We start from the raw sequence: 15,403 nt of genomic DNA on the forward strand, positions 1-15,403 counted from the left end.
TCCCTCATCGGGACCCAGAAGAGGAGTAATCATGGACGTTGTTGTCACAGGTCGGCACTGCACCATCAGCCCTGCCCTGAAAGAACTGGTCACTGATCGCATCGCCACCGTCGAGAAGTTGCGCGACCGAGTGATCCGTGTCGACGTCGAATTCTCCGCCGACGAGAGCAAGAACCCTTCTGAGTCCGTCGAGGTGCAGATCACCATGCGCAGCCGTGGCCCCGTCATTCGGGCAGAGTCCAAGGCCAGCGACAAGAACACCGCGTTCGACCAGGCCTTCGACCGGCTCAAGTCGCAGCTTCGGAAGGCCGCTGACCGTCGCAAGACCCACCAGGGGCTGCGACTGGCCTCCGCACTGGACCCCTCGCAGCTCTCCGGGCCCGTCGTGGAGAGCCCACAGGAGAACGATGACGTGTACGAGGTGGCTGGACTCGTGGTGGACGGCGATGGCCCGCTCGTGGTCCGGGAGAAGGAGTTCGACACGACGCCCCTTTCCCTGGCCCAGGCGCTGGACGAGATGGAGCTCGTCGGGCACGACTTCTTCCTCTACCAGGATGCCGACACCGGACGCCCGTCGGTGGTGTACCGCCGCAAGGCCTACAACTACGGTGTGATCCACCTGAACGTCAGCTGAACCACCGGGCCACCGGCACAAAGTGGTGGCAACATCCCGGGACGCCCGTGCAACCTTGCACGGGCGTCTTGGGTGCCCGAGCCGGGCTGGGTAAGATGTCGCGTGGTGCGCCGCCGGGAGGGCGCCGCCGACCAGCTGATCCAACAGAAGGAACGCCAACGTGGGATTCATGGACTTCTTGAGCAACCTCGGCTCCGGCACGCAGTTGAGGAAGCTGCAGAAGGTGGCCGACCAGGTCAACTCCATAGAAGAGGACTTCCAAGCGATGTCCGACGAGCAGCTCAGGGCACAGACCGACGATTTCAGGGCCCGGATCGAGGACGGGGAGTCCCTGGACTCGATCATGCCCGAGGCTTTCGCGACCGTCCGGGAGGCCTCCGTCCGGGTGCTGGGCAAGCGTCACTTCGACGTCCAGATCATGGGTGGCGCCGCGCTGCACTGGACCAACATCGCCGAGATGAAGACGGGTGAGGGCAAGACGCTGGTGGCCACGCTGCCGGCGTACCTCAACGCGTTGTCCGGCAAGGGCGTCCACGTGGTCACCACGAACGACTATCTCGCCAAGTACCAGTCGGAGCAGATGGGTCGGATCCACCACTTCCTCGGCCTGAGCGTCGGTGTGATCCTGGCGCAGATGACACCGGAGGAGCGCCGCGAGGCGTACGCCGCCGACATCACCTACGGCACCAACAACGAGTTCGGGTTCGACTACCTGCGCGACAACATGGCCCTGAAGGCTTCCGACCTCGTGCAGCGCGGCCACCACTACGCCATCGTCGACGAGGTCGACTCCATCCTCGTGGATGAGGCCCGCACCCCGCTCATCATCTCCGGCCCGGCCGAGGACACCCACGAGTGGTACCCGGTCTTCGCCAAGATGGTCACAACCCTGCGTCGGGATGTTGACTACGAGGTGGACGAGAAGAAGCGCACCGTCGCCATCGGCCCGTCCGGCATCGAGACCGTGGAGGACCGGTTGGGCATCGACAACCTGTACGAATCGGCCAACACACCGCTGATCAGCTACCTGAACAACGCCATCAAGGCCAAGGAGTTGTTCAAGCGCGACAAGGACTACGTCGTCATGGGCGACGAGATCCTCATCGTCGACGAGCACACCGGACGCTCTCTGGCCGGGCGTCGCTACAACGAGGGCCTGCACCAGGCGCTGGAGGCCAAGGAAGGCGTCCAGATCAAGGACGAGTACCAGACCCTCGCCACCGTGACACTGCAGAACTACTTCCGCATGTACTCCAAGCTTGCGGGCATGACTGGTACGGCCAAGACGGAGGAGTCGGAGTTCCAGAAGATCTACGGCCTCGGGGTCATCGTGATGCCCACGAACAAGCCGATGGTTCGCATTGACCAGCGCGACAAGATCTACCGCACCGAGGAGGCGAAGTTCGACGCCATCATCAACGACGTCGTCGAGCGCCACGCGAAGGGCCAGCCGGTCCTGCTGGGCACCGCCTCCGTTGCCAAGTCCGAGCTGCTGTCGAAACGGCTGAAGACTGCAGGAATCCCGCATGAGGTGCTGAACGCCAAGCAGCACGAGCGTGAGGCCACCGTGGTGGCACAGGCCGGCCGGAAGGGTGCGGTCACCGTGTCCACCAACATGGCCGGTCGAGGCACGGACATCATGTTGGGCGGCAACCCGGAGTTTCTCGCGGACCTCCAGCTCCGCAAGCAGGGACTGGACCCCGTCGACACCCCCGAGGAGTACGAGGCCCAGTGGCCAGAGACGCTTCGGTCCCTCGAGGAGCAGGTACAGGTTGAACACGAGGAGGTCGTGGCGGCGGGCGGCCTCTACGTCACCGGCTCAGAGCGCCACGAGTCGCGCCGTATCGACAACCAGCTGCGAGGCCGCTCTGGACGTCAGGGCGACCCGGGCGAGAGCCGCTTCTACCTGTCGCTGAGCGACGACCTGATGCGCCTGTTCCGCCCCGAGCTCCTCGAACGTGCACTGCTGATGCTCAAGGTGCCGGATGACGTGCCCATCGACAACAAGTCGGTCAGCAACGCCATCGAGTCGGCGCAGAAGCAGGTGGAGGCGCAGAACTTCGAGATGCGCAAGAACGTGCTGAAGTACGACGACGTGCTGAACCGCCAACGCCACGTGGTTTACCGTGACCGTCGTCGGGTGCTGGACGGCGAGGACCTCAGCGAGCAGTTGCTGGAGCGGGCACAGCGGGTCGTCGAGGATGTCGTGCGCACGCAGACCACAGGCATCCACGAGGACTGGGACCTGGAAATGCTCTTCAACGAACTGAGGACCCTGTACCCGTGCGGCCTCAGCCGCGAGGAGATCGAGGAGGACCTCCCGGAGCAGGAGGAGATCGTCGAGATGTTCGTGGAAGACGTGGCACGTGCATACAAGGCCCGCGAAACTGCGCTGGGCGAAGACACCATGCGTGAACTGGAACGCCAAGTCCTGCTCAGCGTCGTGGACCGCAACTGGCGTGAGCACCTCTATGAGATGGACTACCTGCGTGAGGGCATCGGGCTGCGGGCCATGGCCCAGCGCGACCCCCTGACGGAGTACCAGCGCGAGGGTGGCGACATGTTCGTTGCCATGCGCGAGGCATCCTTCGAGCAGGTGGTCGGGTTGTTGTTCAACCTCGAGGTCAAGCAGGCGGAACCTGCCGCGCGCGTTGGACTCGTGACGGGAGCCGATGGCGCACCCGTGGACGTGTTGGGCCGCGTGAACGCCGCCAACGCCGCCACCGATGATCAGCCGGAACAGGCGGAGGCCCATCAGCCGGCTGCCCCCCTGGCCAAGGGTCTCGGAGGCAAGAAGCCGGACAATCTGTCCTACTCGGCACCCGATGAGTCCGGCGAAGCCACGGCGACGTCGAAGCCGCAGGCCGAGTCGGGCAACCGCCCCGGCCGGAATCAGCCGTGCTTCTGTGGTTCCGGCAAGAAGTACAAGGCCTGCCACGGGAGCACCGTCTCCGCCTGAGGTTCACCGGCTGGCGCAGCCGATGACTGACAGCTCCGAGCAGAGCCAGCGGTCTGCACGGTCCAACCGGACCGTGCAGGCCAGCCATCGCTGTCCCTTCGAGACGCGGGCGGTCGCCTCGATGGCCCCCCTGCTGGGCATCTGGATCCGGAGCCGCCCGAGACTGCTCTGACAAAAGGTGCCAGCATCAACGTGGGATGCCAGCGACAGGAAGGCTCCCGGCGCCATCCAGGGACGAAGCGGGTGCAGGCCTCGGCGGCCCAGCAAAGCTTCGAAGGTGGCGAAGACGAGCCCCAGCGCCTGCGGGGGCATGGGAGCCAGGTGGATTCCCGCGGATGTGATCTCCGGCGGTCGCCGGTCAAGGTCTGTGGACATGGCCTGACGCTACGGAGACGCGCGCAGGCCCGCCCAGACCAGTGATCGCTCCGGACAACACCATCGGCTCTGGGGACAACACCCCGTGGCTCAGCCGAACATGAGCAGCATGCCGACGATCGTCAGCACCACCATGAACACCAGCAGCGGCACCTGGCGGCGCACGGCCACCCCGGCGGGGAGGTCACGCAGCGCGATGTCGTGTGACACGAGCGCGGCCATGACGTGGCCGCCCACGATGAACAAGACCGTCACGAACGCAATGAGCGTGGGGAACGCCAGCAGGGTGAGGTCGGGACCGGCCTCCGCGATGCCGAACCAGTCCCAGCCGAGTGCCAGCGGATCCGCCATGCGGATGGCCGTGCGCTGACCCTCGAGGTACAACATCGTGGCGTAGTGCGCCAGGAAGTACCCCGCCACGAGCGGCACCAGGCCCGGGGACAGTGCGTCCGCCGTCTCGCGCAGGGACCGCCCTGCCCGCCGCAGCGGCAGGACACTGAGGTGAAACAGCGCCGTGACAAGGGCGACAGTCGCCACTAGCCCGATGGTGCCCACCAGTCTGGGCGGCAGCGAGGAGTCCTGGAAGGCACGCACCCACCAGGCGGCCCCCGCGATGGCGTCGAACAGGGTGCTGCCCAGTAGGACGCAGGTCAGGATGGACAGGTGCCGCGGGGCGTTCCAGGATGCGAGGTTGCGCAACGGATTGATCAGAAGTAGCTGTCCGGAGCGGGAGCGCGCCCACGGCGACATCCTGGCGACGGTACTGGCGAACGCCTCGAAGGGGTCTGCCATGGCGATCCACCGTGTGGAGGTGACCAGGGTTCCCACCACCACCCACGCCACCCACGCCGCCGCTGCACCTCGCAGCACCGGCAGGGTGGCGGCCAGTGGCTCGACCAACTCGAACCAGGCAAACGTCAGGAGCGCGGCAGCCGCGGGGAGCCTTGACTTCGTGGTGGTGCGGGGGGCTGGTGCAGTGCCGCCGAGCCCGCGCAGGAGGAGGCGGATGGGGTTGGTGCGGCGATGCACCTCGCCGAACAACAGTGCGATGGGGACCAGGCCAACCCAGAGCCACACGAACACGAAACCGAAGATGGGGTTGTCGGTGCGGTCGGGGCCGAACACCAGCGCCGCGGCCGCCACAAGCCACACCAGCCCCACGATCAGGCGCAGGGGGCGCGACACCCACGGGGAGTCCACCAGCTTCGTCAGCCGCGGCAACTCCCGGCCACTCGGATTGCGGTAGCGGGGTTCACGCCATGCGAACAACAGGATCCAGAATGTCACCACCAGCACGAGGGCAGCGGCGGTGACGATGAGAGGGAAGGGCAGCGGCAGGTCCTCGCGTGAGGCGATGCCGTGCAGCGGAATCACGACACGACCAGCTTGATCCAGACTGCGTCGGGGTCATGGGTCTCGATTTCGAAAGCCCCTGACATGCTCGCCTTGAAGGTCTTCTCGGTGGTCTCACCGGCCGTCAGAGTCAACTCCTCGTCGAACCCGTGCACGTGCAGGAGCCCGTCCACATCCGAGCTCACCTCCAGCGTGACCTCTGAGCCCAGCGGAACCCTCTCCTCCACCGGTTCTTCGGGCGCCTGTGCGCGCACGTCGAGGTGGATGGTGGTGGGCGGCGCGCTGTCCTGGGTGCTGCAGCCGGCCAGTGCGGCGAGGAGTGCGAGGGGCAGAAGCGCGCGGATGGGGCGAAGCATGACTCTCCTGTGGGTGCGTGATCGGTGACCAACCTACCTGTTCGCGCGGTATCCACTGAGTCGGACATGCAGCGCTAGGCTGAGCCCGTGGAACGCCAACTCATCTTCGTCCCTGTTGCCCGCGCGGAACTCGACGCCATCCAGGGGGAGTCCCGGCTGCGGGACCGACCAGCGCACCGAGTGACTCCCGAACTCCTGGAGGAGCTCGGCTTCGAACCCGACCAACAGGAGGACGCCGAGTACGCCACCCTCGTGCTGGCCTCCGTGGCGGCGCTGGCGGCGCACGGCGAACGTCTGGTGCTGGTGGCGGAGGTTGACGCGGCTCTGATCTCAGAGGGGGAGGATCCCGCCAACGGTGGCTGCGTCGTGTCGAGGGTGCCACCGGCCGCCATGACGTGCTGGTTCGGGGACGCGGACGACGTCGACGTCACGTCGGCGGCGGCTGCCGCCAAGGGGCTCGGCATCGACATTGCGTGGGAGATGGACGAGGTGCAGCAGCTCCTGCACGGCCATGACCTGCTGTGGAACGACGTGGAGGAGTTCCGCCGCCAGGACTGAACCTCGCTCCACCCCGGGTCACGGGGACCCCTCGCGTGACACCATGGGACGACCGGCTGCGAGGCCGGACGACGATCCCATCAGGAGGTCCTTCATGCCCAGGGCAATGTGGAGTGGTTCGGTGTCCTTCGGTCTGGTGTCCATCCCGGTGAAGCTCTACGGCGCCACCGAGGACAAGGACATCAGCTTCCACCAGGTGCATGCTGAGGACGGCGGCCGTGTGCGCTACCAGAGGGTGTGCGAGAAGTGCGGCGAGGTGGTCAAGTGGGGCGACATCGCGAAGGGCTACGAGGCTCCCGACGGACGTGTGGCCGTGCTGACGAACGAGGATCTCGACGCCCTGCCACTGTCATCGCTGAAGGCCGTGGACGTGGTCCAGTTCGTTGACGCGGACGAGATAGACGACATGTACCTGCAACGCACCTACTTCATGGAGCCGCAGAAGACTGGCCAGAAGCCCTACGTCCTGCTGCGGGAGGCTCTCTGCCGTGGCAACAAGGTGGCCGTGGTGAAGGTGGCGCTGCGCTCGCGGGAATCACTGGCCCTCATCCGGCCACACAAGGACCTCTTGATCATGCACACCATGTACTGGCCCGACGAGTTGCGTGACGGCGAGTTCGCCGCACCGTCGCAGGAGGTGAGCATCTCCGACGCCGAGATTGAGATGGCCAACCTCCTCATCAATCAGTTGGAGGGGCACTTCGACCCCGACGCCTACAGCGACACCTACCGGGAGGCGTTGGAGGAGGTCGTGGAGGCGAAATTGTCCGGCACTCCCATGCCCGAGCAGGCGGACACCTCGCAGCCCGTGGGCGATGTGGTGGATCTCATGGCGACGCTCAAGGCCTCCGTTGAGGCCGCCAGGAAGCGCCGGGAGGCAGCGGCAGAGGCCAAGGCCAGCTGAGGGGTTCCAGAGCGATCCTGCAGAAGCCCCCGCAGGGTTGATCGGTGGAGCACACTTGCATACATGACTGTATCGGCGTGTTCCCGCAAGAGCGTCCATCCGGGAGAGGCCCCGGGCCCTGACCTCGAGGAGGTGGACGGCACCTGGCACGTTCGCGACGCCGCGATGGTGCGGGAGGTGCTGAGGTCCAAGGACGGTACCACTCAGGCAGGGTTCACCTCCGAGTCGGTCAGCACCTCGAGGCTGCGTCAGCCCATCCTGTTCGCCGACGGTGAGGAACACAGGACGCAACGCTCACGGATCGCACGGTTCTTCGCCCCGAGGGTGGTCTCCGACCGCTACCGGGACATGATGGGGCAGCGGGTGGACTCCCTCCTGTCTGCCGCGGGTCGCGAGATCACCCTCGATGACCTCGCCATGGAGTACTCGGTGTCGGTGGCCGCCGAGGTCATAGGGCTCACCAACTCCAGCACCGCAGGACTCTCCAGGAGGCTCGAGAACCTGTTTGACCAGCCGGGGTACGACCACACCACGTCCGGTGGCGGACGCAGCCGCCTCACCCGCGTCCTGGCCCGCCTCACAGGGGCTTCCCCGCTGATCCCGTTCTATCTGTTCGACGTCCGCCCCGCCGTACGCGCCCGCCGACGCACGCCGTCCGAGGACGTCATCACGCATCTCATCGGTGAGGGCTACAAGGGGGTGGAGATCATGATCGAATGCTTGACGTACGGTGCGGCCGGCATGGTCACCACCCGGGAGTTCATCTGCATGGCGACGTGGCACTTCCTGGGGGCTCCGGCGCTCCGCCAGCGCTACCTCGTGGCGGGGGAGAAGGAGCGGTTGGCCATCCTGGGGGAGATATTGCGGTTGGAACCCGTGGTGGGTCACCTGTACCGCCGCACCACACGGGACCTGCAGGTGGGCGGCCGGGTGATCCCGGCGGGCGCGCTGATGGATCTGCACGTGCGGGACGCCAACGCTGACGAGGACGTGGTCGGGGAGTCCCCCCTGGAGCTGTGCCCGGGTCGTGACATCGCGACGGGCTACGGCCCCGAGGTGATAAGTTTCGGGGACGGCGCCCACAAGTGCCCCGGCAACGCCCTGGCCATTCAGGAGACGGACATCCTGATGCAACGCCTCCTGGCCATGGACCTGACGGTGGTGTCGGAACCCACGATGACGTGGGACGACCTCATCACCGGCTACCGTCTCCGCAACTTCCGCCTCATCGTCGGGCCGCAGGCGGCCACGCACGAGTGAGGTGTCGCCCACCTCGACCCGGGTGGGTCAGCGGGACAGCCACTCGTCGGCGCGCCGCTCGAGTCCCGCGAATGCGTCGTTGATGGAAGGGGCCACCAGCGTCTCCACCTTTTTACCCACCAACGGGATGCGCACGTTCAGGTCGCCGTCGTAGGTACCGACGCAGCTGTCCGGACCGGTGGGCGTCAGCACCGCCGCCGCCGAGACGTTGACAGGCATGCCAGCCACCCCGAAGTCCACGGTGCCGCGGCGCACGCCCTGCGAGTCGGCGGGGCCCCACGCCAGGCGCTGCGTGACGTGGATGGTCTTGCCCACGAACTTGGCCACGTCACTGGGGGCCTCGAGTGCCATCTCCATGTGGGTCGTGGCGCCCTCAATCCGAACGGTGTGGCTGGTGGCGCCGGAGTGCTCGGCGACGTCGGTGATGAAGTCGGCGTTCGCCATGAGGGACACGACGGCGTCCGTGGAGCCTTGGTAGGTGTGACGGTAGCTCAGATGCATGGTGGACAATCTACCCATCCCCGGCCACCGGTGCAGGGGCCGACTCTCCTAGGATGAGGTCATGAGGATCGACCTGCACACGCACTCCAGGGTCAGCGACGGCACTGACACACCCACGCGGCTGGTGCTGAAGGCGCTGGAAGCAGGGCTGGATGTCATCGCCCTCACAGACCATGACACCTTCGACGGCGTCCTGGAGGCGGCGGAAGTGGGCAAGCGGGTCGGTGTCCGTGTGGTGACCGGCCTCGAGATGTCCACTGAGGTGGCGGGGCACAGCGTGCACCTCCTCGGGTACGGCTGCGACATCCACGATGAGGCACTGACGACGGAACTCTCAGCCTTGCGGCGTGCCCGCGCCCAGCGGCTCCCCGCGATGTGTCAGAAGCTGACGGACCTAGGGCTGGCTCTGACCGTGGAGGAGGTCGAGGCCGCGTCCCGCTCGGCCCGTGCGCTGGGGAGACCCCACGTGGCGGACGCGCTGGTGGCCAAGGGCTACGTGACGGACCGAACGGAAGCCTTCAACAAGTGGCTCGGCGTTGGCATGCCCGCTTGGGTGCCGCGCTACAACACGGATCTTGCCCGCGCCATCACCCTGGTGCACGGATCGGGTGGCGCGGCCGTCATCGCCCATCCGTGGGCACGGGGCAACGCAGACGTCCTCACAGCGCCTCTGCTGGAGAGCCTCGTACTGGGCTACGGGCTGGACGGCATCGAGGTGGACCATGAGGACCACGACGCGGACACCCGTCGTCTGCTGTTCGAGATGGGTGGCCGGCTGGGGCTCGTGCGGACGGGATCCAGCGATTATCACGGCACAGGCAAAAGGGGACACGACCTGGGATGCAACCTGACCCGCAAGTCCGCCTTCATGGAACTGGTGTCACGAATCCGCGCACGCGGGGGAGTTGTCTGATGGACCCGCTGTTGGGGGCACACGTCGGCGGCCGGTAGGGTGTCCTCGGTTGCACCGGAGAAGCCCGAGCAGGAGGAGAGTCATGGACGCCGAGACGATGGTTGAACTGGACGCCTCGCTGGCACGCTCGACGGCACGCAGCCATGAGATCGAGCGCGCGATCGCCAAGGACCCGTCGCAGTTCAGGATCCTCACGGGGGACAGGCCCACCGGCAACCTCCACATCGGACACTGGTTCGGCTCGCTGGAGAACCGTGTCAGACTCGCCGACGCTGGCGTGGAGACATTCCTCATCATCGCCGACTACCAGGTGATCACCGATCGGGACGGCGTCGGTCCCATCCGTGACCGGGTGTACTCGCTGGTGGCGGACTACGTGGCCGCTGGCCTCGATCCGGAGAAGGTCACCATTTTCACCCATTCGTCGGTGCCCGCGCTGAACCAGCTGATGCTGCCGTTCCTGTCGCTGGTGACCGACGCCGAGCTGCGCCGCAACCCCACCGTGAAGTCGGAGCTCGACGACACGGGAGAGCGCCCCATGTCGGGACTCATGCTGACGTATCCGGTCCACCAGACCGCAGACATCCTCTTCTGCAAAGCGAACCTCGTCCCCGTGGGCAAGGACCAGTTGCCGCACATCGAGCAGGCGCGGATCGTGGCGCGGCGCTTCGACGAGCGCTACGGCCGTGCGGACGCCACCCATCCCGTGTTCCCGGAGCCGGACGCACTTCTCAGCCGCTCCGGCACGATCCTCGGTCTCGACGGTACGAAGATGAGCAAGTCGAAGGGCAACACCATCGAGCTGGGCATGACGGCCGACGAGACAGCCAAGCTCCTGAAGCGTGCCGTCACGGACTCCAACCGTCACATCACCTACGAGCCTGCCGAGCGGCCGGAAGTCTCCAACCTCGTCAGTCTTGCTGCCCTGTGTCTGGATCGCGATCCCGTCGACGTTGCTGCGGAGATCGGCGACGGCGGGGGTGGTGGGCTGAAGAAGCTGGTCACGGAGGCCGTCAACGAGCGTTTCGCGGGCCACCGTGCCCGCCGGGCAGAGATCGTCGCCGATCCGGGTCAACTCCAGGCCATCCTCGCCGACGGCAACCGCAGGGCCAACGACATTGCCGACGCCACCCTCGACGAGGTCCGTGCGGCAATGCGCATGGAGTACTGACCACAACCCCAACGTCGCGAGCACTGATCGAAAGACCGGGCCTGGGTGGTCGTGACGATCATGGCCCCGGGCGTTGCGCCGCACGACGGTTCATTCTGCTCCTCTCCCGGTGGATGCGGGCCTCGCCGCACCCCCACTGTTCCTCGGATGGGTCGGGAGCATCGCCGGCACCGTGATTGGCAGGGTGGTGGCCGTCCACGTGGTCAGACGGGGATTCGCCCTCTCGGGTAGCCGCCATTGCTGTACAGGAGCTGTCCGTTGATCCACCGGCCCTGCTCTGAGAGCAGGAAGCGGATGAGGTTCGCGGTCTCGTTGGGCGTCCCAAGGCTTCCGCCGGGCTGCTGCGCAACTCCGGCTGCCCGGATCTCCTCAGTCATCCATCCCGTGTCGATGGGCCCCGGGTTGATGACATTGGCGCGAAGCCCGACGTCAGCGAGTTCGTGGGCGGAGGCAAGCACCAAACGGTCGAGCCCACCCTTGGTGACCCCGTAGGGCACGTTTCCCACTGTGTGATCACTGGTGAGCGCGATCACTGACCCCCCGTGGCGTGGCAACTGTCGAGCGAACGCCGCCACCAACAGCCACGTCGCCCGGATGTTGACGGCGTAGTGGCGGTCGAAGCTCTCGACGGTTGTGTCCAGGATGGAGGAGTCGACTGACTCGGCATGCGACATCACGAGCGCGTCGAGGGGGCCCAGCTGCTCGGCGGCCCGGGCGACCACTGTCGCGGGGACGGCAGGATCCTCGAGGTCGCCCGGCACCAGTACGACTCGTCGGCCCTGGCCACGCAGTTCGTCAGCGAGTTGCGCAGGATCGTCCTGGCCCCTCTCCAAACCCAGCCGCTGGTCGTAGGGCTCCCAGTAGGACAGTGCGAGGTCCCAGCCATCGGCGGCAAGGCCGGCCGCGATCCCTGCTGCGATGCCGCGCCGCCGACCGACTCCCGTGACGAGTGCGTTGGGCATCAATGGTCCTCCGTGGAATGCGGCAACAGTCCTCACAACGTAGCCCAGGAACCAGCGCAGCAGTGAGGGCAACCCCTGGGGGCCATGGCCACAGATCGTCGTGGAGGTCGCAGAACGACGGTCAGTGCCCACCACTCCTCGTGACGCAGCGAGAGCTTTCCATGTCGCCTGAGCGAGGCGAGGCATCCCACGCCGTCCCAGATGTTCCTCCGAGAGCCCACATCTCCAAAATTCGCGGAAGCATGCCAGCATGCGAGGGACGGGAAAAAGGCCCGGTCAATGACCGGGCCCTTTTGTCGTGCACCTCACCACATCAGCTGGCTGACTGCGGGGTTTCCTTGACGTCGACTCCGCTGCGGCGGCGACGCCGCGTACGAGGCTTGGAGGGGGCTGCTGACGTTGCCTCGTCCTTCGGCCGGTCCCCCGCAGCCTCCGTGGCGGCGTTGCGCCGAGTGCGGTGACGCTGACCACCCTCGGAGGTGTCGGAGGAGCGTCGATCCGAGTGACGATCTGTGCGCCGCCCCGAGGACTCGCCGTCCCGGCGTTCCTTGCGCTCAACGCGTGGGGCACCGGGTAGGCGACCGCGGGTACCTTCCGGGATCTCAAGGTCCGAGAACAGATTGGGGGAGGACGAGTACGTCTCCACCAACGGAGGCAGTTCCAACTCCAGTTCCTTGTCGATGACCTTCCATCGAGTGGAGTCGGCCCAGTCAACAAGCGTCACGGAGACACCCTTGTGGCCGGCGCGGCCGGTACGGCCAATCCGGTGGACATAGGTGTTGGCGGTGTCGGGGCACTCATAGTTGACCACGTGGCTGACGCCGGTGATGTCAATGCCGCGTGCGGCGACGTCGGTGGCCACCAGAATCCTGATCTTGTCCGCCCGGAAATCCTTCAGCGCACGCTCTCGCTGCGCCTGGTTCAGGTCGCCGTGGATGGCGGCCGCAGAAAATCCCCGCTCGATCAGTTCGTCGGTGAGACGCTGCGCGGCCCGCTTCGTGCGGCTGAACACCATCATCTTCGTGGTGTTCGTGCCCTGCGCCAGACGGGCCACGATCTCGGGCTTGTCGAGGTTGTGGGACTGGTAGGCGAACTGGGTGATGTCCGGGACCGTCGCCTTGGCGTCGTGACCCTCGGCGCGGATGTTCACGGGCCGGTTCAGGGTGGCGCGGGCGAGGGTCAGGATGGGGGTGGGCATCGTTGCGGAGAACAGCAGCGTCTGCCTGTCCTTGGGAGTCGCCGCCAACAGTCGCTCGATGTCGGGGAGGAACCCCAGGTCGAGCATCTCGTCGGCCTCGTCGAGGACCAGCACCTGCACCTTGGACAGGTTCAGGGCGCGACGGTTCAGCAGGTCGAGCAGGCGGCCCGGGGTGCCGACGACCACGTCGACGCCGGACGCCAGCGTGTCGAGCTGTTCGTCGTAGCCGGTCCCGCCGTAGATCGTGAGGACGCGCGCCTTCAACTTGGCGCCAGCAACTGACAGGTCTCGAGACACCTGCATTGCCAGCTCACGGGTCGGTGCGACCACCAGTGCGCGGGGCTTGCCATGGGTCGGCATCTCGTCCGAGTCGTCGGGCAGGTTGGTGATGCGGTGCAGCAGGCTGGTCCCGAAGGCCAGCGTCTTGCCGGTACCGGTCCTCGCCTGCCCGATGAGGTCAACCCCGGACAGTGCCAGAGGGATCGCCAAGGACTGGATGGGGAAGGGGTGGACGATACCCGCTTCCGCCAGTGCGGATGTGATTTCTTCCTTGATGCCGAGATCGGCGAACGTCTGTTCGCTCGGCTGCTCTAAATCGCTCAGCGTAAAACCTTCATTCGGGCCGGCCCGGGACTGATGCCCTCACAGGCGGCGGGGAGTTGGCGCATGGCGCCGTGCGTGGATTTCCCACGTCCACGGGCCATGCTACTCCACTCGGCCACCCAAAGCTCAGACGGCGCCGAAACCCACGGCGCGGACGTCAGAGGAGCCGAGGTCCAGGTAGGCGACCTTGGCGGCGGGCACGACCACGCGACGTCCCTGCAGGTCAACCACCTCGAACAGCGTGTTGTCGGCGACGGCCCTGCTGAGCTTCTCGATGAGATCGTCGGCACTCGACTCGGTGCGCAGAGTCACCTCGCGGGCCACGTCGCTGACGCCAATTCGTACTTCCATCGTCAAACCTCAATCTTCTCAGGTGCTGGAGGCACCCACAGTAGCGCGGTGCTCAGGGGGTCTCGTGGCGGGCGACGGCCACGGTGATGTTGTCCCGGCCACCTTGCCCCAGCGCCCACTGCGTCAGTGCCTCCGCGATCGCTGCGGGATCGCGGTCTGCCTCGGAGGCACCGGCGAAGATGTGGAACATCTCCTCGGGCGAGCTGGCGTAGTTCCACAATCCGTCCGTGCACACGAGGAGCCATCCATTGCCGGTGGGCTGGAGTGTGGTGACCGAGGGCGTGACGTCGGTGGCGTCGCGGCCCAGCCACTTGGTGATGGAGTGCGCCTGGCTGGACTGTTCCGCGTCGATGCGGGACATCCCGAGCATGATCCGCGCCTGTGCCATGGAGTCATCAGTGGTGAGGAGCTGGCAGGACTTGTCGTCCCCGATCCAGTAGGCCCTGGAGTCGCCCACGCTGCCCACTGCGATCTGCCCGGGCTCCATGACGACAGCCACGAGGGTGCATGCGGACGGCTCTCCGCCATGGGCAACTTCGAGGACCGCGTCGTTGGCGATGGAAAATGCCTGCACCAGGGCGATGTTGAGGGCCGTGCCGTCGTTGAGTCGGGACGTGAGGTGCGAACAGGCGGCTTCGCTGGCTGCCACGGAGGCAACCTCGGCGCCGAGTGCCGTGCTGACCCCGTCGGCGAGCACGATCACCGCCACCCTCTCAGGTTCCCTACGCGCCGCGAGGCACATGGCATCCTGATTGGTGCGGTGCTTGAGTCCGATGTCGCTGCAGCCGGCCAGCCAGGGGGCGGGGGTGCGCACGTAATGGGCCCGGTCGCTGCGCGAGGGCTGTCCGTCGGGGGAGGTCATGGGTGTCCTTCGGACTCAGATTTGAAACGACAAGCAGAAATGCTGAAGGGGGCCCAGCGTACCGGACCCCCTCCACCAACTAGTCGTCGGTCAATCAGATGGGACGGACGTGGTCCGCCTGCATGCCCTTTTGGCCCTGGACGATGTCGAACTCCACGCGCTGGTTTTCCTCCAGCGAACGGAAGCCACTGGAGTCAATGGACTTCCAGTGTACGAATACGTCTTCACTTTCGCCGCCGTCCACGGCGATGAAACCGTAACCCTTTTCGGCGTTGAACCACTTGACGGTTCCCTGTGCCATTACTGCTTCTCCTCTTGCAACTCCCGGACGCACCTCGCGCCGCGGTTTCGCCACCCGCCCAAGCGGGGATCCAAGCGTCAGCTTTGCATAGGTTGCGCGGCCGTTGACTTGGTGGCAATGCATTAACTCTCGCACAGGAAGT

At 66.2% G+C, this 15,403-nt stretch carries 16 protein-coding genes; 7 read left to right on the plus strand and 9 right to left on the minus strand.

Features of this window, described 5'->3' with window-relative positions:
* Positions 1-31 precede the first annotated feature (31 nt).
* A complete protein-coding gene (gene hpf, locus EAX62_RS10090) occupies positions 32-634 on the plus strand; it encodes a ribosome hibernation-promoting factor, HPF/YfiA family (protein ID WP_121901528.1) in 603 nt (200 codons plus the stop codon).
* A gap of 160 nt (positions 635-794) precedes the next feature.
* Positions 795-3,593 carry a preprotein translocase subunit SecA gene (secA, locus tag EAX62_RS10095; protein ID WP_456119771.1) on the plus strand — a complete coding sequence of 933 codons (2,799 nt, stop codon included), beginning with the start codon at positions 795-797 and terminating at the stop codon, positions 3,591-3,593.
* A 3-nt stretch (positions 3,594-3,596) separates the two neighbouring features.
* Here secA and EAX62_RS10100 read toward each other — a convergent pair whose 3' ends face one another.
* From EAX62_RS10100 to EAX62_RS10110, 3 genes are all read right to left on the minus strand, one after another.
* Positions 3,597-3,968, minus strand: a complete 372-nt coding sequence (locus EAX62_RS10100) for an Rv3235 family protein (protein WP_121901529.1) — start codon at positions 3,966-3,968, stop codon at positions 3,597-3,599.
* Positions 3,969-4,058: 90 nt separating this feature from the next.
* Complete coding sequence (locus EAX62_RS10105) at positions 4,059-5,342, minus strand: hypothetical protein (RefSeq protein WP_121901530.1); 1,284 nt, start codon at positions 5,340-5,342, stop codon at positions 4,059-4,061.
* Positions 5,339-5,677 (minus strand): hypothetical protein, encoded by a 339-nt coding sequence (locus EAX62_RS10110; protein ID WP_121901531.1) that lies wholly within the window; start codon positions 5,675-5,677, stop codon positions 5,339-5,341. The genes EAX62_RS10105 and EAX62_RS10110 overlap by 4 nt, the downstream gene beginning before the upstream one ends.
* An 87-nt stretch (positions 5,678-5,764) precedes the next feature.
* Here EAX62_RS10110 and EAX62_RS16710 point away from each other — a divergent pair, with 87 nt between their 5' ends.
* From EAX62_RS16710 to EAX62_RS10130, 3 genes are all read left to right on the plus strand, one after another.
* Positions 5,765-6,235 carry a DUF6912 family protein gene (locus EAX62_RS16710; protein ID WP_158600624.1) on the plus strand — a complete coding sequence of 157 codons (471 nt, stop codon included), beginning with the start codon at positions 5,765-5,767 and terminating at the stop codon, positions 6,233-6,235.
* Positions 6,236-6,329: 94 nt separating this feature from the next.
* Positions 6,330-7,139: a non-homologous end joining protein Ku gene (gene ku, locus EAX62_RS10125; protein ID WP_121901533.1), complete on the plus strand. Its 810-nt coding sequence runs from the start codon at positions 6,330-6,332 to the stop codon at positions 7,137-7,139.
* 63 nt (positions 7,140-7,202) lie between these two features.
* Positions 7,203-8,399, plus strand: a complete 1,197-nt coding sequence (locus tag EAX62_RS10130) for a cytochrome P450 (protein ID WP_121901534.1) — start codon at positions 7,203-7,205, stop codon at positions 8,397-8,399.
* A 27-nt stretch (positions 8,400-8,426) separates the two neighbouring features.
* Here the strand turns inward: EAX62_RS10130 and EAX62_RS10135 are convergent, their stop codons facing one another.
* Positions 8,427-8,900 carry a DUF2505 domain-containing protein gene (locus EAX62_RS10135; RefSeq protein ID WP_158600625.1) on the minus strand — a complete coding sequence of 158 codons (474 nt, stop codon included), beginning with the start codon at positions 8,898-8,900 and terminating at the stop codon, positions 8,427-8,429.
* A 61-nt stretch (positions 8,901-8,961) separates the two neighbouring features.
* Here EAX62_RS10135 and EAX62_RS10140 point away from each other — a divergent pair, with 61 nt between their 5' ends.
* Entirely contained in the window at positions 8,962-9,813 is an 852-nt protein-coding gene (locus EAX62_RS10140; RefSeq protein ID WP_121901536.1) for a PHP domain-containing protein, read from the plus strand.
* 82 nt (positions 9,814-9,895) lie between these two features.
* Entirely contained in the window at positions 9,896-10,984 is a 1,089-nt protein-coding gene (gene trpS / locus EAX62_RS10145; RefSeq protein ID WP_121901537.1) for a tryptophan--tRNA ligase, read from the plus strand.
* 203 nt (positions 10,985-11,187) lie between these two features.
* On the opposite strand, the gene EAX62_RS10150 is transcribed toward trpS, so the two are convergent.
* The 5 genes from EAX62_RS10150 to EAX62_RS10170 all read right to left on the minus strand — a co-directional run bounded on the left by EAX62_RS10150 (position 11,188) and on the right by EAX62_RS10170 (position 15,261).
* Complete coding sequence (locus tag EAX62_RS10150) at positions 11,188-11,946, minus strand: SDR family oxidoreductase (protein ID WP_121901538.1); 759 nt, start codon at positions 11,944-11,946, stop codon at positions 11,188-11,190.
* A 313-nt stretch (positions 11,947-12,259) separates the two neighbouring features.
* Positions 12,260-13,633 (minus strand): DEAD/DEAH box helicase, encoded by a 1,374-nt coding sequence (locus EAX62_RS10155; RefSeq protein ID WP_407703317.1) that lies wholly within the window; start codon positions 13,631-13,633, stop codon positions 12,260-12,262.
* A 240-nt stretch (positions 13,634-13,873) separates the two neighbouring features.
* On the minus strand, positions 13,874-14,098 hold the full coding sequence (locus tag EAX62_RS10160; RefSeq protein WP_121901540.1) for a DUF3107 domain-containing protein: 225 nt from the start codon (positions 14,096-14,098) through the stop codon (positions 13,874-13,876).
* A gap of 52 nt (positions 14,099-14,150) precedes the next feature.
* The gene (locus tag EAX62_RS10165; RefSeq protein ID WP_121901541.1) at positions 14,151-14,960 is read right to left on the minus strand and encodes a PP2C family protein-serine/threonine phosphatase; all 810 of its coding nucleotides are present in this window, start codon (positions 14,958-14,960) and stop codon (positions 14,151-14,153) included.
* 94 nt (positions 14,961-15,054) lie between these two features.
* Positions 15,055-15,261, minus strand: coding sequence for a cold-shock protein (locus tag EAX62_RS10170; RefSeq protein WP_121901542.1), 207 nt, complete (start codon positions 15,259-15,261; stop codon positions 15,055-15,057).
* Positions 15,262-15,403: the final 142 nt, after the last annotated feature.

This window comes from Tessaracoccus antarcticus (assembly GCF_003688855.1).
Taxonomy (GTDB): domain Bacteria; phylum Actinomycetota; class Actinomycetes; order Propionibacteriales; family Propionibacteriaceae; genus Arachnia; species Arachnia antarctica.

Excerpts from the sequence above, each read along its gene's own strand:
- EAX62_RS10140 (WP_121901536.1), top strand. The coding sequence starts at position 8,962 with ATGAGGATCGACCTGCACACGCACTCCAGGGTCAGCGACGGCACTGAC.
- EAX62_RS10110 (WP_121901531.1), bottom strand. The coding sequence starts at position 5,677 with ATGCTTCGCCCCATCCGCGCGCTTCTGCCCCTCGCACTCCTCGCCGCA.
- EAX62_RS10135 (WP_158600625.1), bottom strand. The coding sequence starts at position 8,900 with ATGCATCTGAGCTACCGTCACACCTACCAAGGCTCCACGGACGCCGTC.
- EAX62_RS10150 (WP_121901538.1), bottom strand. The coding sequence starts at position 11,946 with ATGCCCAACGCACTCGTCACGGGAGTCGGTCGGCGGCGCGGCATCGCA.
- EAX62_RS10165 (WP_121901541.1), bottom strand. The coding sequence starts at position 14,960 with ATGACCTCCCCCGACGGACAGCCCTCGCGCAGCGACCGGGCCCATTAC.
- hpf (WP_121901528.1), top strand. The coding sequence starts at position 32 with ATGGACGTTGTTGTCACAGGTCGGCACTGCACCATCAGCCCTGCCCTG.
- EAX62_RS10160 (WP_121901540.1), bottom strand. The coding sequence starts at position 14,098 with ATGGAAGTACGAATTGGCGTCAGCGACGTGGCCCGCGAGGTGACTCTG.
- EAX62_RS10130 (WP_121901534.1), top strand. The coding sequence starts at position 7,203 with ATGACTGTATCGGCGTGTTCCCGCAAGAGCGTCCATCCGGGAGAGGCC.
- EAX62_RS10170 (WP_121901542.1), bottom strand. The coding sequence starts at position 15,261 with ATGGCACAGGGAACCGTCAAGTGGTTCAACGCCGAAAAGGGTTACGGT.
- EAX62_RS10100 (WP_121901529.1), bottom strand. The coding sequence starts at position 3,968 with ATGTCCACAGACCTTGACCGGCGACCGCCGGAGATCACATCCGCGGGA.
- ku (WP_121901533.1), top strand. The coding sequence starts at position 6,330 with ATGCCCAGGGCAATGTGGAGTGGTTCGGTGTCCTTCGGTCTGGTGTCC.
- trpS (WP_121901537.1), top strand. The coding sequence starts at position 9,896 with ATGGACGCCGAGACGATGGTTGAACTGGACGCCTCGCTGGCACGCTCG.